Source organism: Mucilaginibacter gossypii, from assembly GCF_900100945.1.
Taxonomy (GTDB): Bacteria; Bacteroidota; Bacteroidia; order Sphingobacteriales; family Sphingobacteriaceae; genus Mucilaginibacter; species Mucilaginibacter gossypii.
Map to the genome: position 1 here is coordinate 153,652 of NZ_FNCG01000001.1, position 22,711 is coordinate 176,362.

24 protein-coding genes and 1 pseudogene are annotated in these 22,711 nt (G+C 42.3%); 4 read left to right on the forward strand and 21 right to left on the reverse strand.

What is annotated here, in order from left to right; translation table 11 throughout:
• Positions 1 to 44: 44 nt before the first annotated feature.
• Positions 45 to 1,679: a transcription termination factor Rho gene (gene rho, locus BLS28_RS00715; protein WP_091162306.1), complete on the reverse strand. Its 1,635-nt coding sequence runs from the start codon at positions 1,677 to 1,679 to the stop codon at positions 45 to 47.
• 364 nt (positions 1,680 to 2,043) lie between these two features.
• On the opposite strand from rho, the gene pyrF reads away from it, so the two are divergent.
• Complete coding sequence (gene pyrF, locus BLS28_RS00720; protein WP_091162309.1) at positions 2,044 to 2,874, forward strand: orotidine-5'-phosphate decarboxylase; 831 nt, start codon at positions 2,044 to 2,046, stop codon at positions 2,872 to 2,874.
• Between the two features lie 119 nt (positions 2,875 to 2,993).
• Here pyrF and dnaJ read toward each other — a convergent pair whose 3' ends face one another.
• The 5 genes from dnaJ to BLS28_RS00745 form a co-directional block, all read right to left on the reverse strand.
• Positions 2,994 to 4,157 (reverse strand): molecular chaperone DnaJ, encoded by a 1,164-nt coding sequence (gene dnaJ, locus BLS28_RS00725; RefSeq protein WP_090526554.1) that lies wholly within the window; start codon positions 4,155 to 4,157, stop codon positions 2,994 to 2,996.
• Positions 4,158 to 4,283: 126 nt separating this feature from the next.
• Positions 4,284 to 4,898 carry a nucleotide exchange factor GrpE gene (locus BLS28_RS00730; protein ID WP_223266176.1) on the reverse strand — a complete coding sequence of 205 codons (615 nt, stop codon included), beginning with the start codon at positions 4,896 to 4,898 and terminating at the stop codon, positions 4,284 to 4,286.
• Between the two features lie 305 nt (positions 4,899 to 5,203).
• Complete coding sequence (locus BLS28_RS00735; protein WP_091162312.1) at positions 5,204 to 5,884, reverse strand: cell division ATP-binding protein FtsE; 681 nt, start codon at positions 5,882 to 5,884, stop codon at positions 5,204 to 5,206.
• 4 nt (positions 5,885 to 5,888) lie between these two features.
• A complete protein-coding gene (locus tag BLS28_RS00740; protein ID WP_090526558.1) occupies positions 5,889 to 6,092 on the reverse strand; it encodes a fructose-6-phosphate aldolase in 204 nt (67 codons plus the stop codon).
• Between the two features lie 100 nt (positions 6,093 to 6,192).
• A complete protein-coding gene (locus tag BLS28_RS00745) occupies positions 6,193 to 7,218 on the reverse strand; it encodes an aldehyde dehydrogenase family protein (RefSeq protein ID WP_091162314.1) in 1,026 nt (341 codons plus the stop codon).
• A 101-nt stretch (positions 7,219 to 7,319) separates the two neighbouring features.
• On the opposite strand from BLS28_RS00745, the gene BLS28_RS00750 reads away from it, so the two are divergent.
• Positions 7,320 to 7,673, forward strand: a complete 354-nt coding sequence (locus BLS28_RS00750) for a 4Fe-4S dicluster domain-containing protein (RefSeq protein WP_090526563.1) — start codon at positions 7,320 to 7,322, stop codon at positions 7,671 to 7,673.
• A 266-nt stretch (positions 7,674 to 7,939) separates the two neighbouring features.
• A complete protein-coding gene (locus tag BLS28_RS00755; protein WP_091162317.1) occupies positions 7,940 to 8,704 on the forward strand; it encodes a C40 family peptidase in 765 nt (254 codons plus the stop codon).
• Positions 8,705 to 8,796: 92 nt separating this feature from the next.
• Here the strand turns inward: BLS28_RS00755 and BLS28_RS00760 are convergent, their stop codons facing one another.
• The 13 genes and pseudogenes from BLS28_RS00760 to BLS28_RS00815 all read right to left on the reverse strand — a co-directional run bounded on the left by BLS28_RS00760 (position 8,797) and on the right by BLS28_RS00815 (position 21,184).
• Positions 8,797 to 9,708, reverse strand: coding sequence for a WD40 repeat domain-containing protein (locus tag BLS28_RS00760; RefSeq protein WP_091162319.1), 912 nt, complete (start codon positions 9,706 to 9,708; stop codon positions 8,797 to 8,799).
• 94 nt (positions 9,709 to 9,802) lie between these two features.
• Entirely contained in the window at positions 9,803 to 10,390 is a 588-nt protein-coding gene (gene hisIE, locus BLS28_RS00765) for a bifunctional phosphoribosyl-AMP cyclohydrolase/phosphoribosyl-ATP diphosphatase HisIE (RefSeq protein WP_091162321.1), read from the reverse strand.
• Positions 10,391 to 10,526: 136 nt separating this feature from the next.
• On the reverse strand, positions 10,527 to 11,318 hold the full coding sequence (gene hisF, locus BLS28_RS00770; RefSeq protein ID WP_256337334.1) for an imidazole glycerol phosphate synthase subunit HisF: 792 nt from the start codon (positions 11,316 to 11,318) through the stop codon (positions 10,527 to 10,529).
• Between the two features lie 3 nt (positions 11,319 to 11,321).
• Positions 11,322 to 11,666: pseudogene (locus BLS28_RS31285) on the reverse strand (endonuclease domain-containing protein); the annotation flags it as partial.
• 81 nt (positions 11,667 to 11,747) lie between these two features.
• The gene (locus BLS28_RS00775) at positions 11,748 to 12,497 is read right to left on the reverse strand and encodes a 1-(5-phosphoribosyl)-5-[(5-phosphoribosylamino)methylideneamino]imidazole-4-carboxamide isomerase (protein ID WP_091162325.1); all 750 of its coding nucleotides are present in this window, start codon (positions 12,495 to 12,497) and stop codon (positions 11,748 to 11,750) included.
• Between the two features lie 5 nt (positions 12,498 to 12,502).
• A complete protein-coding gene (hisH, locus tag BLS28_RS00780) occupies positions 12,503 to 13,171 on the reverse strand; it encodes an imidazole glycerol phosphate synthase subunit HisH (protein ID WP_091162327.1) in 669 nt (222 codons plus the stop codon).
• 36 nt (positions 13,172 to 13,207) lie between these two features.
• Complete coding sequence (hisB, locus tag BLS28_RS00785; protein ID WP_090526576.1) at positions 13,208 to 14,347, reverse strand: bifunctional histidinol-phosphatase/imidazoleglycerol-phosphate dehydratase HisB; 1,140 nt, start codon at positions 14,345 to 14,347, stop codon at positions 13,208 to 13,210.
• A gap of 45 nt (positions 14,348 to 14,392) precedes the next feature.
• Positions 14,393 to 15,439, reverse strand: coding sequence for a histidinol-phosphate transaminase (gene hisC, locus BLS28_RS00790; RefSeq protein WP_091162330.1), 1,047 nt, complete (start codon positions 15,437 to 15,439; stop codon positions 14,393 to 14,395).
• A gap of 1 nt (position 15,440) precedes the next feature.
• Positions 15,441 to 16,133 (reverse strand): hypothetical protein, encoded by a 693-nt coding sequence (locus BLS28_RS00795; protein WP_091162331.1) that lies wholly within the window; start codon positions 16,131 to 16,133, stop codon positions 15,441 to 15,443.
• A 2-nt stretch (positions 16,134 to 16,135) separates the two neighbouring features.
• Positions 16,136 to 17,422 carry a histidinol dehydrogenase gene (gene hisD / locus BLS28_RS00800; RefSeq protein WP_090526582.1) on the reverse strand — a complete coding sequence of 429 codons (1,287 nt, stop codon included), beginning with the start codon at positions 17,420 to 17,422 and terminating at the stop codon, positions 16,136 to 16,138.
• 89 nt (positions 17,423 to 17,511) lie between these two features.
• Positions 17,512 to 18,363 (reverse strand): ATP phosphoribosyltransferase, encoded by an 852-nt coding sequence (hisG, locus tag BLS28_RS00805; RefSeq protein WP_090526584.1) that lies wholly within the window; start codon positions 18,361 to 18,363, stop codon positions 17,512 to 17,514.
• 633 nt (positions 18,364 to 18,996) lie between these two features.
• On the reverse strand, positions 18,997 to 20,517 hold the full coding sequence (locus tag BLS28_RS00810; protein ID WP_091162335.1) for a hypothetical protein: 1,521 nt from the start codon (positions 20,515 to 20,517) through the stop codon (positions 18,997 to 18,999).
• Positions 20,518 to 20,692: 175 nt separating this feature from the next.
• Complete coding sequence (locus BLS28_RS00815; protein WP_090526588.1) at positions 20,693 to 21,184, reverse strand: D-glycero-alpha-D-manno-heptose-1,7-bisphosphate 7-phosphatase; 492 nt, start codon at positions 21,182 to 21,184, stop codon at positions 20,693 to 20,695.
• A 396-nt stretch (positions 21,185 to 21,580) separates the two neighbouring features.
• On the opposite strand from BLS28_RS00815, the gene BLS28_RS00820 reads away from it, so the two are divergent.
• On the forward strand, positions 21,581 to 21,910 hold the full coding sequence (locus BLS28_RS00820) for a YbjQ family protein (protein WP_090526590.1): 330 nt from the start codon (positions 21,581 to 21,583) through the stop codon (positions 21,908 to 21,910).
• A gap of 69 nt (positions 21,911 to 21,979) precedes the next feature.
• Here the strand turns inward: BLS28_RS00820 and BLS28_RS00825 are convergent, their stop codons facing one another.
• Together BLS28_RS00825 and BLS28_RS00830 are read right to left on the reverse strand one after the other, a co-directional pair.
• The gene (locus BLS28_RS00825; RefSeq protein ID WP_090526592.1) at positions 21,980 to 22,177 is read right to left on the reverse strand and encodes a hypothetical protein; all 198 of its coding nucleotides are present in this window, start codon (positions 22,175 to 22,177) and stop codon (positions 21,980 to 21,982) included.
• A gap of 46 nt (positions 22,178 to 22,223) precedes the next feature.
• On the reverse strand, positions 22,224 to 22,709 hold the full coding sequence (locus tag BLS28_RS00830; RefSeq protein ID WP_091162338.1) for a hypothetical protein: 486 nt from the start codon (positions 22,707 to 22,709) through the stop codon (positions 22,224 to 22,226).
• Positions 22,710 to 22,711: the final 2 nt, after the last annotated feature.

The following is a 22,711-nucleotide window of genomic DNA, read 5'->3' on the forward strand; positions in this document are numbered from 1 at the left end:
CAAATAATATTCTACTTACTTATAACTTCATTATCGCTAAAATATTACGAATTCATCGAAATCAGAAATTCTTCGTTAGTTTTTGTGCCCCTAATTTGAGCTTGTAAAAACTCCATTGATTCCTGCGAATTCATATCAGCAAGGTGGTTGCGGAGAATCCAGATGCGCTGAAGCGTGTCACGGTCAAGCAGTAAGTCGTCGCGGCGGGTACTTGAAGCTGTAATGTCGATAGCCGGGAAAATACGCTTATTCGATAATTTACGATCCAGTTGTAACTCCATGTTACCGGTACCTTTAAATTCTTCAAAAATAACCTCGTCCATTTTTGAGCCGGTTTCGGTAAGCGCTGTAGCAATGATAGTTAATGAACCGCCATCCTCAATGTTGCGGGCGGCACCAAAAAATCGTTTAGGTTTGTGCAAAGCGTTAGCATCAACACCGCCTGATAATATCTTACCTGATGCGGGGGCGACAGTATTATAAGCGCGTGCCAAACGGGTGATAGAGTCAAGAAGGATCACTACGTCATGACCACACTCTACCATACGTTTTGATTTTTCAAGCACAATGTTAGCAATTTTTACGTGACGCTCGGCTGGCTCATCAAAGGTTGATGATACAACTTCGGCACGTACGCTACGGGCCATGTCTGTAACCTCTTCCGGACGTTCGTCTATCAGCAATATAATAAGGTATACTTCGGGGTGGTTTTTGGCGATAGCATTTGCCACATCCTTTAATAACATTGTTTTACCTGTTTTTGGTTGTGCCACGATCAAACCACGCTGACCTTTACCAATAGGCGAAAACAGGTCCATGATGCGGGTTGAATAGTTGTTCGGATCGGTGAAGAGGCTCAGTTTTTCGGAAGGGAACAAAGGTGTTAAGTGATCAAAAGGAACTCGGTCACGCACTTCGGCCGGGATCCGGCCGTTAATGGCCTCAACACGTACCAGCGGGAAGTATTTTTCACCTTCTTTCGGTGGACGGATGCTGCCCCTAACAGTGTCACCTGTTTTAAGGCCGAATAGTTTTATCTGTGATTGTGATACGTAAATATCATCAGGAGAAGTAAGGTAGTTATAATCAGATGAACGAAGGAAGCCATAACCATCAGGCATAATTTCCAAAACACCCTCATTTACAATAACATTATCAAAATCGAGATTGATTGGCGGTTCCTGCGCTTTTTGCTGGTTTTGGTTGTTGCTGTTAACCCTGCGCTCAAATTTTTGCGGGCGGGCTTCCGGAACAACTTCTTCTGTACGGGTAACTGTTTCACCGGCTTGCGGCGCTTCCGTTTCTGTGCTTACAGTAGGAATTTCAGTTTCCGGATCATCCTGTGACGGCTCATCATCCTGCGCATCAAAAAGATTGGTATCATCTAAAGGAACCTCTATACGCGGTTTTGATGAATCTTTGGTTTTTATAACACGGGTTCTTTTTCGGGGCTTTTCAATTGTTTCAGCAGGCGCTTCGCCTGGCGCGGGTGTAGGGGTATAGTTTGATTCAATTAGATCTTGTTGGGCCCTGGCGGCTTCAATAAGCTGTTGTTGTTCAATAATACGGGCAACAAGCTGAGCTTTACGTAGTTCGTCGGCCTCAGCAATACCTAAATTTCTGGCAATTTCGCGCAACTCAGAAACGAGTTTGTCGTTCAATTCAATTTTATCAGACATGATATGAATTATAGTTCAATGGGATTTTTTAATTGTAATTTGTTTTCAAACGGCAAAAATTTCTATGCAAGTGTTAAAGCTTGACCACATGTAAAAACATATGAGGCTATAATTGAAAGAAATTGATCTTGAAACCTTGTTTTAGTAAACATCCAAACCCATGCAAGTATTATGTAAAGTGATAATAAAAAGCGTGGTGATTTAAATTGTTTCTTTAGTGCAAGAAAAATTCAATGGAAAACGATGCAAGTGTAAACAATTATTCTTTAATTTCAAATTAATTAAATAAATATCACTTATATCAGAACACATAAGCCAAATTTTTAGTTTTTTTGACAATTAAAATATTATTCAGCCGCTGATGATGTCCCGCCAGGAGTTAATTGAACAAATCAAAAAAAAGAAATCGTTTTTATGTGTTGGGCTTGATCCCGATATTAATAAGATCCCTGAGTTTTTAAAATCGTATCCCGATCCTATACTTGAATTTAACAAACGCATCATTGATGCTACGCAGGATCTCTGTATAGCTTATAAGCCTAATGCCGCTTTTTACGAAGCCTATGGTATAAAAGGATTACAAAGCTTAATTGATACCTATAAATACCTGCCCAAAGATTGTTTAAGCATCATTGACGCTAAACGGGGCGATATCGGCAATACATCAGACAAATACGCCAAAGCATTTTTTGACGAACAATCGGGCGGGATGAGCTTTGATGCTATTACCATTACGCCTTATATGGGTAACGATAGTGTTACACCATACCTGGCTTACGAAGGTAAATGGGTTATTATTTTAGCCCTAACATCATCCGTTGGCAGTAAGGATTTTCAATACCTGCAAACCGGCGATGGTTACTTATATGAAAATGTCATTAAAAAGGCTAACACCTGGGCCGGCGCCGACAGGATCATGTATGTAGTAGGCGCAACCAAAAGCACCGAGTTTACTAACATCCGTGCATATGCGCCCGATAATTTTTTATTAGTACCCGGAGTAGGGGCACAGGGCGGAAGCCTTGAAGAAGTTTGCAAATACGGCATCACTAAAGATTGCGGCCTTATCGTAAACTCGTCGCGTTCTATATTATATGCAAGTAATGGCGAAGATTTTGCCGACGCTGCCCGCGCAGAAGCGCTGAGTTTGCAGCAACAGATGCAGGCGGAGTTGGAAAAGGCGGGCATTTTATAAAGCAAGTCCGGCGTCTACGCTTCAACTTTCTTTAAACTAAAAAGCCCGAAGTCATAACAACTCCGGGCTTTGCATATACCTTTCAGCTTTCGCCTTTATCCTTTTACCTAAAGAAAATACTATTCAAAATATTCCTTCATCCGTTCAAAGAAACTTTTTTCGTTTTTACCGGGGTTGGGTTTAAAGTTAGGAGAACCCTGCAGTTTTTCCAGGATCTCACGTTCCTCGCGGCTTAACGCTTTTGGTGTCCAAATGTTAATATGCACCAGCTGATCGCCACGGTGATATGAATTTACTTCCGGTAAACCCTTACCTTTCAGGCGTAGTATTTTGCCCCCTTGTGTTCCGGGATCAATTTTTATTTTAGCTTTACCGTCAATGGTTGGTACTTCAATAGATGTGCCTAAAGTTGCATCAACAAAGTTTACATGCAGATCATAAATCACGTTATTGCCATCACGTTTTAATGTTTCGTGAGGTACCTCTTCAATCAGGATGATCAGGTCGCCGGGCACACCGCCGCGTGGAGCTGCATTACCTTTACCGCTCATGCTCAACTGCATACCTTCGCTAACACCTGCAGGCACCTGGATGGTGATCAATTCTTCACCGCGAACCACGCCGTCACCATGACAAACGTTACATTTTGACAGTATGGTTGAACCTTCGCCGTTGCAGGTAGGGCAGGTGCTGGTAGTTTGCATCTGACCCAAAATGGTATTGGTTACTCTACGTACCGCTCCTGAACCACCGCAGGTTTTGCAAGTTTGGAACGATGATTTGTCTTTAGCCCCGCTGCCATCGCAGGTTTTACAGATGATCTGTTTATTTACTTTGATCTTCTTTTCGGCGCCGTTGGCAATTTCCTCAAGGGTTAAGCGTACTTTGATACGCAGGTTGCTGCCGCGGGCTACACGCCTGCCGCCGCCACCGCTTTGACGGCCGCCGCCAAAGAAACCTTCAAACGGACTGCCACCACCAAAAATATCGCCAAACTGGCTAAATATGTCGTCCATATTCATACCACCGCCACCATAACCACCACCATTTGGCGATGAAGCGTTGGCTGCGTGACCAAACTGATCATAACGCTGACGTTTTTCGGGGGTGCTTAGTACCTCATAAGCTTCGGCAGCTTCCTTAAACTTTTCTTCCGCTTCCTTATCGCCCTGGTTTTTATCAGGGTGATATTTAATAGCCATTTTACGATATGCTTTTTTTATGTCATCAGCACTTGCGCCTTTCGCAACCCCAAGCACATCGTAATAATCTCTTTTAGCCATAATTTTAAAAATTTCGGATTCCGAAATTCAGATTTCGGATTTATAATTATTTAATATTGTGTAAGATCAGGATAGACTATCACATCCGGATAAATCCGAAATTGAAAGTCTCAAATCCGAAATCAGTTACGCTCCTACAACCACTTTAGCAAAGCGGATCACTTTGTCGTTCAGGGTATAACCTTTTTCCATTTCGTCCATTACCTTGCCTTTAAGGTCATCAGTAGGTGCCGGAATATTGGTGATAGCTTCATGCAGGTCGGCATCAAAGGCATTGCCTATTGATGTCATTTCTTTCAGGCCTTTTTGGCCAAGTATATTTTTTAGCTTGTTTTGGATCAAAGTAACGCCCTCTTTAACCGGGGTCACTTCGGTAGCCTTATCCATGGCGCGTTGCGCGCGTTCAAAGTCGTCAAGTACAGGTAGTAAAGCCACAATTACATCTTTACCTTCAGTTTTGCGGGCTTCCTCGCGTTCTTTAATGGTACGCCTTCTAAAGTTATCAAATTCGGCATATAAACGCAAGTACTTGTCATTAGCCTGTGCCAGCTCGTCTTTCAACTTTTCTTCGGCAGTTGGGGCAGCGGCAGTTCCCTGTTGGGTTTCTGTGGCTGTAGCTTCTGCTACCGGGGCTTGTTCCTGCCCTTCATCATGTAATTGCTCGTTGTTCACTTCGTTTATATTTTCAGTATTATCCGTATTTTCTTTCTTCTTTTTCTTCAACATATCGTTAAATTTCATAGCGAGTAGTGCAATCAAGTATCTTGCCACAACTGTAAAGCAGTCAAGCTGTCAGTAGCATGAAATGATTTTAAGAAAGGGTGACAGACGAACCGCTGATTTGACACCCTGGTGTTTTGATTACGCCGATTGCGTTGATTTTTATGCGGGACTACACAAATTAATTTTTTGATTACGCCGATTTTGCCTGAACCAGAGATTTTATAATGAAGCAATTAAATTAGTTGTCCAGTAAATTCTAAAAAATCTTTAATTCGAGTTCAGATAAAATCGGCGAAATCAACGTAATCATCGATGGTCAGCGGTCATATCTCCACATCTTCCAGAACCTTACCGTTCTCGCATTTGATAATACGTGATGGAAAAGCACGGATAATGTGATAATCGTGCGTGGCTACCAGTACGGCAGTGCCCGATTGGCTGATTTGTTTGAGCAGGAGTACAATTTCTTCAGATGTTTCGGGGTCGAGGTTGCCTGTAGGTTCATCGGCCAGGATTATTTCCGGGTCATTAAGCAAGGCGCGTGCTATAACCACACGCTGCTGCTCACCGCCTGAAAGTTCGTGAGGCATTTTCTTTAATTTTGACCGCAGGCCAACTTTTTCAAGTACATCAAGAGCTTTATCTGAAATCAGCTTTTTATCGTTCCAACCGGTGGCGCGCATTACAAAGTTGAGATTTTGCTCAATGGTACGATCGGTAAGTAATTGGAAATCCTGGAAAACTATACCCAGTTTACGACGCAGATAGGGAATGTCGCGGCTGGGCAGCTTGCTTAATTCATAACCACAGGCATGACCGGTACCTGCTTTAATCCCCAAATCGCCATAAATTACTTTCAGCAGGCTGCTTTTCCCTGATCCTGTCTGACCTATCAGCCAAACAAAATCACCTTTATCAACATGTAAATTTACGTTTGAAAGTACCAGGTGCGCCTGTTGAAAAATATCAACGTTGTTTAGTTTTATTATAGAATTTCCAATCATTGTTTTATAACTCTAATTTTAAGATCTGCCCAAACGGCAGATCTTTGATAATATTCATGATCTCGTCGGCCTTGTCGCCTAATCCAACCTTATCAAGCGATTTATCCGGTCTGTCAACCCTGAAATAAGCCAACAGCGTAAACTTATCATCACGCAGTTGTACATAATCAGGTATTTTGGCAACACCTTTAACTTTTATGATATACATTTTTTTAAGGTTAAAGCTGAAAGGCAAAAGGTGTAGTTCAAGTACAATAGGGTAGTAACCTTTCGCCTTTTACCTTACTTCCCAAAGGTATTTATTTTATTTAAAGACTTGACAAAAATTCCATCGTATCCACGCCGTCGGCATAATCCCATAGTTTGGGTTGCTGGCTTTGTCCAAAACCTACTACCTGGCTTGTAACCTGCAGCGGTAGTTTGCTTACTATACACTGGATATTTTCGGCATTCTGATCGATGATATTTTCGGCCTCTGCTATGCCATGATAATAGTTAAAAAACAATACTGACAGCGGAGATGTCAGCCTGTCATCTTCTTTAACCATCAAAAAACCATTATCAAAATGTTTATCACCGTTAACCAGGTAAATGGATTTGTTATAATCGTAATTATTGTTGTATTTATGATGATTGATAATGGCTTTATGATCTTCTATCGATTCGAAAAAGAAAGTAAAGTCATACCCCTCCGGTACCAGTATTTTGGATACGTTACGACAGCCAAGGCCGTAATAATCTAAAATATCATGTCCAAGGCTAAATAAGTCTGTAGCGCTTTCCTTGCCGCTTAAAACGGCAATACTGTTACGGTTTTTACGAATGATGTTAGGAACTTTGCCAAAGTAATAATCAAAATAACGCGAGCTGTTGTTGCTGCCTGTGGCTATGATGGCGTCAAAACCTTCCAGCCTGTCAACAAAGTTAAAGCTGCCGGCAAAAGCAGGATCAATAGCTACCAGTTTTTCCAAAACAGCTTTGATGAGTCGTGCATCCTGTGATGAGGCTTTGATAAGCGCCTTGTTGCCGGAAGCAATAACACAAAGCACGTCATGAAATCCTACCAGCGGGATGTTTCCTGCCAGTATAAGCCCTACGTTTTTTGCAGGTTTGCCTGTTTCAAGCACATATTTCGAAAGCCATGTAGTTAGATCTTCCACGTTAAGCATGGCGCCTATGGCTGTAACCGCTTCTGAAACACTTGCCGGTGTAAACCAGGCATTATGATATTGTTCGTTTTCAATGAGTGCGCTTAATGCCGCATCGGGGGCCAGGAGTTGCCTGCCTAACTCCGAAAATGAATTTATTGAGTTTTTTGGATTAATTTTTGACATATATATGTTAAGGGATTAAACCCTTAAAGCCTTTTTTTGTTATATTTGTGCGCTTGTAATTTGCAGGCAAAGTTAATTGAGATTATTAGATATTTAGAAATATGGCGATTAAAATCACCGACGAATGCATAAACTGCGGGGCCTGCGAACCGGAATGCCCTAATAATGCTATTTATGATGCAGGAGCGGCCTGGCGTTTCAGCGATGGGACTGGCCTTAGAGGGATAATTGATTTTGGCGATGGTAATACCCTGAATGCCGAAGAAACACAAGCTGCATTATCTGACGATATTTATTATATAGTACCCGATAAGTGTACCGAATGTGTGGGTTTCCATGATGAACCTCAGTGTGCTGCGGTTTGCCCTGTAGATTGTTGTGTTGATGATGAAGATATCCGTGAAAGCGAAGAAGAGCTGCTTGCCAAAAAAGAGTGGCTGCATATGAACGAATAGGATTTTATTTTAAGGATATTAAAAGGGATATGCAATGCATGTCCCTTTTTAGTTAGCGACGATTCGGCGAGTGATAAATTAAATATTAAGGATTGCCAGAAGATTTCTGTTGGGCTAAATATTTTAAAAATATTTTGTATTATCGTATAGCTTTTACCTCCAAAAGTTACTGATACCAATTATTAAATAATATCATATTAAAATGTTAACCGCGTGTAGATTGAAAACTACGCGCCAGATTTTTGTTTATTTGACATTACAGAACTATGGAGTACGGGATATGTAATCTTGCTGTAATCCCGCTCAGGGCCGAGCCCAGTGAGCGGAGCGAGCAGGTATCGCAATTACTATTTGGCGAAGTGTTTGAAATTACTGAGTGGCAAAACAACTGGGTTAAGATCATTGCCGAGGCGGATGGGTATATCGGGTGGATAGGCCGCTTGCAATTTGCTATGCTTGGTCATATAGCTTATAAAAATATCAGGAACCATCCCTCAAAGCTCACTTACCAGCCGGTTACGCAGGCATGGAAAATGAGCGACAATAGTGTTGTTTATTTGCCGGCGGGCAGCTCGCTTGCTTTTTTAGAAGGGACCTCATGCCGCATTGGTCATGAACGTTTTGAAATAATTGGTAAAATTGGTGAGCCTGAAGATATTGCTGCTACCGCTAAAGCATTTCTGAACTCTCCTTACTTGTGGGGCGGGCGAACGCATTTTGGTATTGATTGCTCGGGCTTTACGCAAATGGTTTACAAACTTAAAGGCCTCAGAATTAAGCGGGATGCAAGCATGCAGGTGAAAGAAGGTACCAAGGTTGATTCGATAAAGGAAGCACGGTTAGGTGATCTGGCTTTTTTTGATAATCCCGAAGGCAGGGTAACTCATGTGGGTATTATACTTAATAATGAGCACATCATTCATGCATCGGGCAAGGTTAAAATTGATACCATTAACGAAGATGGTATATACTCGCGGGAGCAAAAAAAACATACCCATAACCTGTGCAGTATAAAGCGTTTTTTTAATTAGCTTCATGCCTTATTTATCCAAAAATGGTAAAGGCATACGGAGGGAAGGTAGTTTAATTTGGTAAGATAAGTTTCCTGAAAAAAAGAAGGATGTCAACTAAATTTAATCTCCCATGAAATGATCTTTTTATCGTCACTTACCGAAAGGAGCTGGTCGGACGTTCCCCAGGCTAATTTGTTGATAGATAGCACATGGCCTGGATAGCCTTTTTCCCTGCTGATATTTTTGTAGAGTTTAAAATCGTCCGATCCCCAAATCTTGATACTTTTATCCATGCTGGCGGTAGCAAAATAGGGTAGGGTGGGATGGAATGCAATATGGTTCACCGCAAATAAATGGGCCGGAACATTTTTTATTTCATGATAACTGCTGCTATCCCAAATCTTTACCTGTGCATCTCTTGAGCCGGAAGCAATGTAACTCCCATCGGGACTGTAGACAAGCGCAAAAACAGCCATAGTATGGCCGTGAAGAGCTTTAATAATAGTATAATCTTCCAGGTCGTAAATGGCGATGTGATTATCCCGGCAACCGAATGCCACCTGTTTTTGATCCGGCGAAACGGCAATACAACGAACGGTGTCCCTGGATACTGTTATGCTGTGCACCATTTCAAGCGTTTTAAGGTTCCATACAGATACGGTGCCATCTTCCGATGCTATTAATAACTCATCTTTTTTAACTGATGATTTGATATCGAAGATAGCCTTGCGGTGGTGCCTTAAAGGTTTTAGCAATTTTTGCTGAATAAAATCAAACACCAGAACTTCGCCGCTGCGTAAACCCGCAAACATAAGTGGATATCCCTCCGGGCAATGAATAGCATAAATAGATGCATTAACCGGGAACATCACTTTAATAAAAGTGAAATCATTCAGGCCCCACTCAACCAATCCTTTATCATTTCCGCCCGTAAACAATATGCCCGGCTTTTGCGATAACTCAAGCGTGAATATCGGGTTGGCATGGCCTGTGAGCTCGGCTGTTTTTTGAATGGTGATCATTTTAGTTCATAGTTGATGGTTCATAGATCATAGCAAAATTAACATGTTAGGCAATTTTAGCCATGAACCATGATCTATGAACCATGAACAAATATTACTTATGCCTTGATTCTAAATTTTTAGCGATAGTTTCCAGTGTTAAACCTTTTTCGCGAAGCAGAACCAATAGATGGAAAACCAGGTCTGATGATTCATTGATCAGGTCGGTTTCTGTTTCGGCAAGGGCGGCGATAACAGTTTCAACTCCTTCTTCACCAACTTTCTGGGCTATTTTGTTAAGGCCTTTGTTGCGAAGTTTATTTACATATGATCCTTCAACCGGGTTAGTATACCTGTCGGCAATGATATTTTCCAGCTCCAGGATAAAATTTTGATTAAATTCGGTGTTGAAGCAGCTGCGTGAGCCTGTATGACAGGTTGGGCCGTCGGCTTTCACTTTGATCAGCAGCGTATCATTATCGCAATCAATGCTGATGCTTTTTACATGCAGGAAGTTGCTGCTGGTTTCGCCCTTAGTCCATAAACGGTTTTTTGTACGAGAATAAAAAGTAACGATATTTTCCTGAACGGTTTTATCATAAGCTTCCTGGTTCATGTAACCCAGCATCAGTACTTCTAAAGTTTGCTCGTCCTGTATGATTACGGGGACAAGTCCACCGGTTTTTTCAAAATCTATATTCATTCTTTTCTTTTAATTCCCTCCCTGGGGAGGGGTGTATTGGGAATGTGCAATGGCAGGGAGGGGTTTTACATCTGTTGCTGAAACCCCTCTTTACACCCTCCCAAGGGAGGGAATCGCGCAAGGCCGCCGCTTTATCTCAAATCCTAACTTCTATTTTATTACCCTGTAACTTCCGCTTTAAATCGGGTATCAATATCTCACCATAATGAAACACTGAAGCCGCCAGTGCTGCATCCACATTGGTTTTTTCAAATACATCAACAAAGTGTTCAACCTTGCCTGCACCGCCCGAAGCTATCACCGGGATGTGCACGGCATCATTAACAGTTTTCAGTAAACCATTATCAAAGCCGCTTTTGGTGCCGTCATGATCCATAGAAGTGAGCAGGATTTCGCCTGCGCCACGGCTTTCAGCCTCCAGGATCCACTCCAGTGTTTGGCGCTCGGTTGGCAGTCTTCCGCCATTGAGGTGTACTATATTTTTATCACCAATGCTACGGGTATCAACAGCAATCACCACAAACTGTACACCGAAGGCATTAGCAAGTTCATCTATCAGCTTAGGATTACGTACCGCGGCCGAATTGATGGAGATTTTATCGGCTCCGGCATTGAGCAGTGCATCGGCATCCGCAATTTCATTAATACCTCCTCCAATAGTGAAAGGGATATTGATCTGCTTGGCAACAGCTTTTACCAGCTCCACCATAGTTTTACGGCGCTCAACGGTAGCTGTGATATCCAGAAATACCAACTCGTCGGCTCCCTGGTTCGAGTAATTCCAGGCCAGCTCTACCGGGTCGCCGGCATCGCGCAAGTCAACAAAGTTTACACCTTTTACCGTACGACCGTCTTTAACGTCAAGACAGGGGATGATTCGCTTGGCTAACCCCCCCCGCCCCCTAAAGGGGGTGCCTTTGATTTGCATATTTATTTGCTCCAAAACCTTATTTAAGTTATTGAAAACTTCATTGTTCGACAATCTTAATACCCTCAAACCTTGACCTTCAAGAAAAGTCTGCTTGTCGATATCGTTTTTAATTACGTCAGGAAGGCTATGAATCCTTCCGTCTAATTCAATCACAAGTTTATGTTTGTGACAATAAAAATCAGCAACGTAACTCCCCAGCGGATGTTGTTTCCTGAATTTTATATCTGAAAAGGTAACATTCAACTGACTCCATAAAAATGTTTCGGCCGGTGTCATGTTATACCTGAGTGCCTTGGCGTTAGCAAATATTTCGGGGTTAGCGCCCAGAAATAACTTCTTTTTCATACCCGGCTTTTCAAAAACATTTAAATTATACTTGATAAATAATCCACCTGCTAAGCAGCACCCCCTTCAGGGGGCGGGGGGTTATATCGATATCAATGCGTCCAAATTCCAGTGTTTCACGTTTTCAATGGTGATATGGCCCTCGTATATGGCTTTGCCAACTACTACCGACTCAACTTTTAAGCGGTTAAGTTTTTCGATATCGCTCATGGAGCTAACGCCGCCTGAGGCGATCAGTTTAATGAATGGAGAATGATCAAGCAGTTTTTCGTATAGCTCAATACCTGCACCTCCTAATTTACCATCTTTGTTAATATCGGTACAAAGGAAACGGAAGAAACCTAAAGCCAGGCATTTATCAACGTAATCCATCAGTTTGATGGGGGAGCTTTCCATCCAGCCTGAGTATTTGATTACCTCGTCAAGTACGTCGATGGCTACTACCACCTGGTCGGAGCATTTGTCTTTGCCGCAGATCTCTTTGCTCAGATCTGGTAAAAAATCAGGGTTGGTAAGTGCCTGCGTGCCAACAATAACGCGGTGAACGCCTGCATCTATCAGCTCTTTTACCTTATCGATGCTGCGGATACCTCCGCCGTACTGCACTTTCATGTCGGTTTTGCGGATCACATCAAACAGGTACTGCTGATTGCTGAAATCATTTTTTGCGCCATTAAGGTCGATAATGTGGATGAAGTTGGTGCCGTTGCTCTGGTAGCGTTCAATCATTTCTTCAAGGGTAACATCGTATTCGGTCACCTGTTTGTAGTCGCCTTCACGAAGACGAACAACCTTCTTGTTCAAAATGTCAATGGCAGGAATAATGTACATATCCTTTATATTTTTGAGAAATTAGTTAACAATGTTTCGCCAACCACACCCGACTTTTCGGGGTGAAATTGAACGCCATAAAAATTATCAAGCCAAATTGATGCCGAAAATTCATTTCCGTAATCAGAAGCTAATAAAGTGTATGCTTTATCATACTCAATAAAGTATGAATGTACAAAGTAAAAATGTGAACCTGACGGTATATTTTCAAATAGCGGGTTTTCTTTTTCGGGATAAACCCTGTTCCATCCCGTGTGCGGCACTTTATGATCGGCGCTATCTTTAAACCTTAAAGTTTTAACCGGTATGATATCCAACAGGTTAGAGTCGCCCTCTTCAGAGTAAGAGGTAAGCAATTGCATACCTACACAAATACCGAGGGTGGGCTTTTTTAACGCTTTGATGGAAGGTACAAGCCCGGTAGCTTTAAGCTTATTCATGGCTGCGCCCGCATGTCCGACACCGGGGATGATATAGCGGTCGTACTTGTCAAAATCCTCCTCGCTGTTTATAAAGCCATAGGGGATACCTAAGCGCTCTAAAGCGGCAGTTAGGGAAAATATGTTTCCGGCTCCGTATAGGATGATGCCGATACCCCCCCCGCCCCCTGAAGGGGGTGCCTCTGCGAGGCTTTTATCGGTTCCCGATGTATTGTTTTGATCTGGTGTTTCCATTTTGATTAGTTACTCCCCCTTTAGGAGGCTGGGGAGTTACAAAAGCCCTTTAGTGCTTGGTAAAACCATCTTATCTACATCACGTTTTACAGCCACTTTTATTGCCTTGGCAAAGGCTTTAAATATAGCTTCAATTTTGTGATGTTCGTTTTGTCCTTCTGCTTTTATATTCAGGTTGCTTTTTGAGGCATCGCTGAATGATTTGAAGAAGTGGTAGAACATTTCGGTAGGCACATCGCCTACTTTTTCGCGTTTAAAATCGGCTTCCCAAACAAGCCAGTTACGGCCGCCGAAATCAATAGCAGCTTGTGCAAGGCAATCGTCCATTGGCAAACAGAAACCGTAACGTTCAATTCCCATTTTGTTGCCCAAAGCAGCGGCAAATACTTCGCCTAAAGCAATGCCGGTATCTTCAATGGTATGATGCTCGTCGATATGCAGATCTCCTTTGGCTGTAATTTCCAGGTCAATACTACCATGACGGGCAATCTGATCCAGCATGTGGTCAAAAAAATGCAAACCGGTTGATATTTTGGCATCGCCCTTACCATCAAGGTTTATTTTGATATAGATATCGGTTTCCTTAGTGGCACGGCGATGTTCAAATACCCGCTGACCAAGTTTCAGAAACTCATAGATCTTTTGCCAGTCGGTAGTTTCAAGGGCGATAACGTCATCAATATGATCTGCTTCGCTAAACTCGTTGCCGCCAAGGTTGCTGTTGTTGTTAAGCCAGATAGCTTTTGCACCCAGGTTTTTTGCCAGCAGCACATCGTTTTTACGATCGCCGATGGTAAACGAATTTTTCAGGTCGTATTTATCCGCATCTAAGTATTGCGTTAACAGTGCAGTGCCCGGCTTACGGGTGGGGGCATTATCACGCGCAAAAGTACGGTCAATGATCTGGTTAGCAAATTTTACGCCTTCACCTTCAAAGGTTTGCAGGATGAAATTGTGGACAGGCCAAAATGTATCTTCAGGATAAACAGAAGTTCCTAAACCGTCCTGGTTGGTAACCATTACCAGTTCAAAATCAAGTTCTTTGGCTATTTTGGGCAGATAGGTTAACGCGCCCGGATAAAACTCCAACTTGGAAAATGAATCAATTTGCTCATCAGCAGGCTCTTTGATCAGGGTGCCGTCGCGGTCGACAAATAATATTTTCTGTAAACTCATTCTTTATAATTAGTGAATTAGCGAATTATTGAGTTAGTGATTTTTTTATTTAAAGTTTTGAAGCGCTTCGAGTAAAATAGTGTTCTCATCTGGTGTGCCTACAGTGATGCGCAGACAGCCCTCGCAAAGCTCAACTTTTGAACGGTTGCGCACTATAATGCCCTGTTTTACCAGGTAGTCGTAAATACCGTTAGCATTGGTGGTTTTTACAAGGATAAAGTTGGCATCTGAAGGGTAAATATCTACCACAAACTCAAAATCTTTCAGTTGTAAAACCAACCTGTCGCGTTGTGTAAGGGTTTCTTTAATCCATTCATTAACCTGACCAACGTTTGCCAGGGCAGCCAATGCCAGCTGTTGTGAGGACTCGTTAACGTTATAAGGCGGCTTTACTTTGTTCATCACCTCAATGATTTCCTCGCTGGCGAAAGCCATACCAACACGTAAACCGGCCAGGCCCCAGGCTTTGGAAAGGGTTTGCATTACCACAAGGTTGGCACATTCGGTCAATTCCTGTATAAATGACTTTTGACGGCTGAAGTTGATGTAAGCCTCATCAACCACTACAATTCCGCTGAAGTTGGCCAGCAGGGTTTGAATATCATCGCGGTTGATAGAATTGCCAGTCGGGTTGTTGGGCGAGCAGATAAAGATGAGCTTGGTGTTTTTGTCGATAGCTTCGGCAATTCCCTCTAAATTTAGCTGATAATCTTCCGTAAGGTTTACTTTGCGGGCCTGGATATCGTTGATATTGGCCGATACCTCGTACATGCCATAAGTAGGCGGCACCAATATCACATTGTCAACACCTGGGTTACAAAAGCTGCGGAACAGGATATCGATAGCTTCATCACTGCCGTTGCCTACAAAAATATTGCGCGGCGGTACGCCTTTAATTTCGGTAATGCGTTTTTTTAAATTGTACTGTAAAGGATCAGGGTAGCGGTTAAACTGCTGATCTAAAGGAGAGCCAAAAGCATTTTCGTTGGCATCCAGGAAAACGCTTGCTTCACCCTGGTATTCATCGCGTGCCGATGAATAGGGTACAAGACGTTTTATATTTTCTCTGAGTATATTATTTATGTCGAACATTTTAATTGTAAGGCTTAAAATCCTTTGTGAATTTTCTTAATTTTTTATTCTCTCCGTCAAAATAGATGGTGTCATTTTTTAAATATGGCGCTGAAAAATAGTTGGCATCATCTGTTTCGATATAATCATCAACCAAATAATAATTCGTGGTTTTCTTGGTAACCGGATCATATTTAGCAGCCGATATACTGTTATTACCTGTTGTATCTATTTTTTTTATTTGCCAGAAATAAATGTTGCCGTTTATTACAGATGGTGAAGAAAAATAGTCATTAAAGTCAGTTATAAACGCTGACAGATTTTGTTTTTTACCATTTACGACCATTATATAACTGCCCAAAGACCCACTGATTGATTTTTGAGATTTCTGTGTTTTCGAAGTATCATCTTCTCCCGACCCTGTACCTGTTATTGTTAGATACAAATAGTTATCGTTGCCAATTTTCTCAATTCCGTAATATTTGTCAATAGTATCGGCAAGCTTTCCGTTTCTTGTTACAACGGCATAGCTGCCTCCCATAACAGTTGCATCAAAAATACCTGTGTCAATTACAATGTAGTCTTTATTAAGCTGATAAGGCTTAAACGAGGTAGTGGTATCTCGTTTAACTGTATCAGATATTAATTGTTTATGATTACCGTTGTGACAAGCAGTGAGTGCAAACAAACTCAAAAGGTATGCAAGCTTTTTCATGATCAACTATTGTTTCTGACACTCACAGCATTCCTGTGTGCATGTAAACCCTCCAATTCGGCCAAAACTTCAACTGTTGGACCGATGTTTTGGATCCCTTCGCGAGTGATATGCTGAAACGTGATCTTTTTCACAAACGAATCAACTGACACACCCGAATAAGCCCTTGCATAACTGCTGGTTGGCAGGGTATGGTTGGTTCCTGATGCATAGTCACCTGCGCTTTCTGGTGTTAAGTTTCCTAAAAATACTGAACCCGCATTGATGATGTCTCCGGTGATCTGTTCCCAACTGTCGGTTGCCAGGATCAGGTGCTCAGGAGCATATTGATTGCTGAAACTCATTGCTTCGTTCAGGTTATCAGTGATCACCACATATGAATTATCGATGGCCATTTTGGCTATCTCCCCACGGGGCAATACAGGCAGTTGTTTTTCAACTTCGGCAATGGCTTTTTCGGCAACATCAACGGAGGTACAAACCAATACAGCCTGGCTGTCGATGCCATGCTCGGCCTGGGCCAGCAGATCGGCTGCAATGTATGCCGGAATAGCCGTTTCATCTGCAATAACCAATACTTCCGACGGGCCCGCAGGCATATCAATTGCCGTTGTGGTGGTTGACTGGATAATGGTTTTAGCTTTGGTTACAAACTGGTTGCCGGGCCCGAAGATCTTATCTACCTTAGGGATGCTTGCAGTTCCGTAAGCCATTGCCGCCACAGCCTGCGAACCACCTGCCAGGTAGATCTTATCGATCCCCAGCATCAGCGCTACATAAGCTATAAAGGCATTTACCCTACCGTTTTTTTGCGGGGGTGAGCAAACTACTATTTCATGGCAACCGGCAATACATGCCGGGATTCCCAGCATCAAAAACGTACTTGGCAATACAGCAGAGCCACCGGGGATATACAAGCCTACTTTTTCAATCGGCCTTAATTCGCGCCAGCAGGTTACGCCGGGCATGGTTTCAACTTTGTCCTCGGTTTTTAGCTGCGTTTGGTGAAACTTGTAAATGTTGTTATACGCTGTTTCCAACGCTGCTTTCTGATCGGCAGATATGGCTTTGGCAATTTCTTCCAGTTCGGCTCTATCGAGGTAAAGCTTGTTCAGCTCCACCTTGTCAAACTTTAAAGCATAATCAAGCAGGGCCTTGTCGCCATGCTGCTGCACGTTGGCAATCACATCTTCAACAATAGTCCTGATCTCATTGGCCGGGTCAACATTACGCTGAACCAGCTTCTGGATATCGGATGCAGTAAGTTCTGAATAATTGTATGTCTTCATTCCAGTTTGCAGTTATCAGTTTGCAGTTTGCAGTTTGCAACAATCAGCAATTTACCATAGTGCAAACTGCCAACAGCCACTGCCAACTACTATAAAATGATCTTCTCAATAGGCATTACTACAATGCCTTGCGCGCCGGCCTGTTTAAGCTGGCTTATACGGTTCCAAAAATCACGTTCGGGAATTACGGTGTGTACTGCTACCCAGCCATCTTCGGCCAATGGTACTACCGACGGGCTTTTTACGCCCGGCAATAAAGCAATAACGGCATCGAGGTTTTTTTTCTCAACGTTAAGTACCACGTATTTAGTTTCTTTAGCGCGTAAAACTGATTGAATACGCTGGATCAGTTCCTGCACAAGGTCGCTTTCGGCAATGGCCTTGCTGCCTATCAGTACCGCTTCAGATGACATTACATCGGCAAAAGGTTTCAGTCCGTTGCTTTTAAGGGTACCGCCTGTTGATACCAAATCGCAAATGGCGTCGCTAAGACCTAAGCCTGGTGATATTTCAACCGAACCGGAAATGGTGCGGATATCTGAAGTAATATTTTGTTGTTTTAAAAACTTGCCTAAAATGGCAGGGTAGGTGGTAGCAATTGCTTTGCCGTGTAAATCGGCCAGTGAGTTGATATCGCTGTTGTTGGGCACTGCTATCTTGAGCGAGCATTTACCAAAACCAAGGCGCTGCAGATAGCTTACTTCAACTTCGGTTTCCTGGATCACATTTTCGCCTACGATACCTAAATCGGCAATACCATCCTGCACATATTCAGGGATATCATCATCACGGAGGAAAAGGATCTCTAAAGGGAAATTGGATACCGGAGAGATAAGCGAGCTTTTGTAGTTTTCAAAGTTTAAGCCGCAATTTTTTAATAATTCAACAGATTTTTCGTTGAGCCTACCCGATTTTTGGATAGCTATTTTAAGTGTTTTCAAAAGATTGAATTTAAGAGACTATGATAAAAAAGAATATAAACGGAGGTTGTTATTTCGCGTAGAAACATACATATTAGCTGATCACCACATGGTGGTGATGCAGATGAAGATGATGTAGTGCGATACCGTTCATTTTTTATATAGTAAAACTATAGATTAGCGGTGCAAATATAGACAGATGTTTTTTAAATCAAAATTTAATGTAAAAAAGTATACGGGTGCGTGAAATTTTCAAGAAGTTTTATGTCCGATTGAACGAGCTTTTAGAATTTAATTTTGTTAACCTTTGCCGTTGTTGGTGACAACAGCAACCGCAGATTGCAATGAGAGGGGGTTAACAGGGTTAAGATAAATTTGAATATTCGAAATTAAGTTACTAGCTGTCAATTACTTGATTTAGATAGGGGGTTACGGCAAAAGATTTGTTAAAATATTAAACTTGTGGTCAGCTTGTCATCACTTTTGCCGTTGTTGGTGTTGTCACCTACAACTTTTACGCTATGCATAGCGGCCTTATAGGTTCATAAAAAGATACGGGAACAAGTTGTTGGTGACAACACCAACAATGGCGGGAGCGTGTCATCACCAATAACGGTGGGAATGGAATTCATGGTAATCCTAAAATCCTATAAATCATGGTTCAGACTTATATTCATAAATCGCCCCTTCTTCGCCAAAATCCTTGATCTTTTTAAGGTTTTTAACTTTTTGAATATCCTTCAGGTTGATCAGTTCAGGGTTCTCCAATACATTAAACCAAATAAGATAATAATGTTTCACCTTATAAAACTTATCGATATCCTTAGTAAAGAAACGGTGCGGCACCAGGTATGATGACATGCCCGAGAAAAAGTAAACGGCTTCATGCGCGTCGGTATAGATTTTGACGCCGGGTTTAAACAGGCTGTGGTCTGTACCCCTTAAATAGGCTGCAAATTCCGAATCTATCCAGCTTTCGTCGGTATAGCCGGGGTTACCGTATTCGTCGGCTACCTGGTCGTTGTACCGGGCTTTATCTATCAAAAATTCGCTGGTGATAAAACCCAGCATCAGCATAATCATTACAGCACCGATAATGCGCCGGGTAGTGGTATTGTTTATTTTTTTCAGCAGGAGCAAAGCCCAACTGGTATATCCCCATAAAGCCGAAATGTACAATGGCGATAACAGGCGGTGATTGATCCGTTCATACCTTGAGAAAGTAGATGAGAGCACAATAAAAGCCCCGTAAACCAATGCGAAAGTAATGGCCAAATTTTCAAAGCTATCCAGCTTGCGGCGATAATAATTAAATGCCAGGGCAGCGATAAAGCCCAGGAAAATAATAATAGCTATAGGTGTAGCAGCCCAGTATTGATTGGGAGTGAGACCCATCCAGTCGCACATTACGGTGCCGAAGTAATACAGGTTTTTGCTAAACGGAGTGATAGATGGCTCCCGCGGACCGGTTGTTGTACCTGTCACAAAAGCATTGAATACGAGGTTACTTACCAATAGCGAGATACAAATTAGCCCGTAAACAATGATATGGGTAATCTTCTTTTTAAGGGGCAATACCCTGTCCAATAGCAAAAGTAAACCGCCTGTACCTACAATGGTAACTGCCGCATACCTGGTTATGCAACTTATTGCTGCTATAACGGCTGCCACTATAAGTGCTTTAAGCGTGTGTTTTAAAAGGTATTCGCGGAAAGCAACCAAAAAAAACAGGATCTCAAGAATGAACAAGGTCTCCGACCATAAGTATGAATATACCTGTAACAACGGTGGACTGAGGATAATTGCCGCCAGCATCAGCCATTTATAAATTCTTGAGGCAGGTACAAAGTGTTCCATGATCCAGCCGCTGGTGAAAATGAGTGTGGCGAACATGATGCCATTCAACATTGCGCCAAACTTAACAGGATCTATCTGGGTGATAACTGAAATTATACCAAGATAAATAGGATAGAAAACCGGAAAGTCAACAATAGGTACATGGTTAAACGTTAGCAGGGTACCGTGGTCTTTAAAGCTCCTGGCCGCGCTGGTATACATGATACTATCCGGAGAAACTCCTACACCGCTATACCTGAAAAACAAGCTTAATATAAACCAGCCGATTAAGGCGGCTATTACAGCATCAAGGTTTTTTAAGTAGCGGCTTTTTTGCATAGGATAATATAAATATTTGTAAAAAGCGGGAGAGAAGAAAATGTTTTAGGGAAAGGGCTTTATTTTTATGTCATTGCGAGGAGGAACGACGAAGCAATCTCGTAGCCAAGCAGATCGGAAATGCATTGGCTACGAGATTGCCGCGCTACGCTCGCAATGACATATGTTTTTGCTTTTACAGTATCAGATCCAGCACCGTACTGATCGGCTGGTCGCTGTCAATCAGGATGCCTTTTACCCCGGCAGCAGTTCCCGCTTCAACATCGCGTTCACGGTCGCCTATAAAGTAAGATTTTGACGGATCAATGTTATATTTAGCTATGCCTTGCAGCAGGAGCCCCGGTTTTGGTTTGCGGCAATCGCAGTCGCCGGTAAAGTTGGGGTGATGCGGGCAGTAAAAAAAGTCGGTAAGTTCAACGCCGTGTTCATGATAAACCTGTTTCAGGTGAGCGTGCATTTTTGCCAGTTCCTCTTCGGTATACCAGCCTTTGGCCAAACCACCCTGGTTGGTAGCAACAAGCAGCATATAGCCGCGATCCTGCAGGGTTTTAAGGGCATCAAAGTTATCAAGTACATGGAAATCCTCAAAACGGCGAACGTAATCACCCATTTCCTGGTTTAACACACCATCACGATCTAAAAAAACAGCTTTAATTTTATCAGGCATCTATTTTAATTTTTTGGCGAAGGTACGTTTTTTAGTCCATAGTCGATGGTCTATAGACCATGGTTTATAGTTCATAGATCATGGTTGGTGGTTTAAGGAGCATGGGTAGTTTGCTTCGATTACTTAAATTGAAAACGGAGTTTGCGTTGGTTAATAGCGGATACCGGCTATGTTTCTGACCTGGATTAAACGGATTTTAGGATTTGCTCTTAATTCAGATATCATTAGCGATTGTATATGCAAAGAAACTAATCTCTAACCTCCAGCCACTAATCTCTGATCACAACCATTGATCTCAAAAAATAAAAACAGATATTTACGTAATATCGTTAACCATACTACATCTAAATAAAAATCAGGCCGGTTAAATTGCTGGCTAACAAACTTAAACTAAAAATGGATACATCACTTATTACTACCAGTACAGCCTTAGATGGCTACAGGGTTACCAGGCATTTAGGCGTTGTACGCGGCATTACGGTGCGCAGCCGCAGCGCCTTGGGCAATATTGCCGGCGGTTTTCAATCGCTGTTTGGCGGCAGGCTTTCAATTTATGTTGAACTGTGCGAAAACGCACGCGAAGAGGCTTACCAGCTTTTAATTCAGCACGCGCAGGCTATTGGTGCCAATGCCATTATTAACATGCGTTATGATGCCAACGAAGTAATGCAGGGCGTTACAGAAGTGCTTGCTTACGGTACCGCTGTCGTGGTTGAAAAGGTTTAATAAAAAAGGAAAAACCACCCTGGTATGATTTTAGGGTGGTTTTTCTGTTTTATAGAGTACTGCTTTACTTTATTTAAAATATGAAAGTGGGATGGTTTTCCACATGCCGTGGGCAAGGTGGCCTATCAACAGCTCATATATCAGGTAAACAGGCCAAAATATGTAATGGATAATAAGTAAAATAACACTGTGATTGTAATACCAGCTTATCATTAAACTATATAATCCTAAAACAAGATATAGTATACTGGTTTCGCGCTTTTCCATTTTCTTGACCTTTTATTTTTTAGCTAATTTATAAATTGCGTTTAAATTAACGGCAATTTTTCATGCTGTAAATTATTGTATAATCAGCTGTGCTGTTGGTTTGTTGCTTGCCGGTTTTGGGATCGTACCTGTAAGGCTTTTGGGCAAGCTGGTTACCCCTTAGCTGAAACTCTACGCTCAGCGTATCCGTGCGGCCTTCCTGCCCGTAAGTCCATAAGGCTTTAATAACATTGCCGTTTAAATTGCCCATCAGGCTGCCTTTGCGGGCATCTTTTTCTTTGGGCAGCCAGTCCATATCGCCGGTAACTTTATTGCCGTTAATATGCAGGTTAACTTTTGTAGTATCCTGGCTGGCGGTACCTTCAGTAGTATAAAAGCAATACTCCATATTTACAGCCGGCGCGTCGGGTGCATTAGCCATGGCAGTGTCTTCCTTTTTTATTGCCGTGTCGGCATCATTTGTTGAATGATTGCCCGAGCAAGAGGCAACCGTTATTGTGATAAGGGAAACAAAGCCTAATTGAAATTTCATAA

Coding starts and splice junctions, on each gene's coding strand:
- rho (WP_091162306.1), bottom strand. CDS start 1,679: ATGTCTGATAAAATTGAATTGAACGACAAACTCGTTTCTGAGTTGCGC.
- pyrF (WP_091162309.1), top strand. CDS start 2,044: ATGTCCCGCCAGGAGTTAATTGAACAAATCAAAAAAAAGAAATCGTTT.
- dnaJ (WP_090526554.1), bottom strand. CDS start 4,157: ATGGCTAAAAGAGATTATTACGATGTGCTTGGGGTTGCGAAAGGCGCA.
- BLS28_RS00730 (WP_223266176.1), bottom strand. CDS start 4,898: ATGAAATTTAACGATATGTTGAAGAAAAAGAAGAAAGAAAATACGGAT.
- BLS28_RS00735 (WP_091162312.1), bottom strand. CDS start 5,884: ATGATTGGAAATTCTATAATAAAACTAAACAACGTTGATATTTTTCAA.
- BLS28_RS00740 (WP_090526558.1), bottom strand. CDS start 6,092: ATGTATATCATAAAAGTTAAAGGTGTTGCCAAAATACCTGATTATGTA.
- BLS28_RS00745 (WP_091162314.1), bottom strand. CDS start 7,218: ATGTCAAAAATTAATCCAAAAAACTCAATAAATTCATTTTCGGAGTTA.
- BLS28_RS00750 (WP_090526563.1), top strand. CDS start 7,320: ATGGCGATTAAAATCACCGACGAATGCATAAACTGCGGGGCCTGCGAA.
- BLS28_RS00755 (WP_091162317.1), top strand. CDS start 7,940: ATGGAGTACGGGATATGTAATCTTGCTGTAATCCCGCTCAGGGCCGAG.
- BLS28_RS00760 (WP_091162319.1), bottom strand. CDS start 9,708: ATGATCACCATTCAAAAAACAGCCGAGCTCACAGGCCATGCCAACCCG.
- hisIE (WP_091162321.1), bottom strand. CDS start 10,390: ATGAATATAGATTTTGAAAAAACCGGTGGACTTGTCCCCGTAATCATA.
- hisF (WP_256337334.1), bottom strand. CDS start 11,318: ATGCAAATCAAAGGCACCCCCTTTAGGGGGCGGGGGGGGTTAGCCAAG.
- BLS28_RS00775 (WP_091162325.1), bottom strand. CDS start 12,497: ATGTACATTATTCCTGCCATTGACATTTTGAACAAGAAGGTTGTTCGT.
- hisH (WP_091162327.1), bottom strand. CDS start 13,171: ATGGAAACACCAGATCAAAACAATACATCGGGAACCGATAAAAGCCTC.
- hisB (WP_090526576.1), bottom strand. CDS start 14,347: ATGAGTTTACAGAAAATATTATTTGTCGACCGCGACGGCACCCTGATC.
- hisC (WP_091162330.1), bottom strand. CDS start 15,439: ATGTTCGACATAAATAATATACTCAGAGAAAATATAAAACGTCTTGTA.
- BLS28_RS00795 (WP_091162331.1), bottom strand. CDS start 16,133: ATGAAAAAGCTTGCATACCTTTTGAGTTTGTTTGCACTCACTGCTTGT.
- hisD (WP_090526582.1), bottom strand. CDS start 17,422: ATGAAGACATACAATTATTCAGAACTTACTGCATCCGATATCCAGAAG.
- BLS28_RS00810 (WP_091162335.1), bottom strand. CDS start 20,517: ATGCAAAAAAGCCGCTACTTAAAAAACCTTGATGCTGTAATAGCCGCC.
- BLS28_RS00815 (WP_090526588.1), bottom strand. CDS start 21,184: ATGCCTGATAAAATTAAAGCTGTTTTTTTAGATCGTGATGGTGTGTTA.
- BLS28_RS00820 (WP_090526590.1), top strand. CDS start 21,581: ATGGATACATCACTTATTACTACCAGTACAGCCTTAGATGGCTACAGG.
- BLS28_RS00825 (WP_090526592.1), bottom strand. CDS start 22,177: ATGGAAAAGCGCGAAACCAGTATACTATATCTTGTTTTAGGATTATAT.
- BLS28_RS00830 (WP_091162338.1), bottom strand. CDS start 22,709: ATGAAATTTCAATTAGGCTTTGTTTCCCTTATCACAATAACGGTTGCC.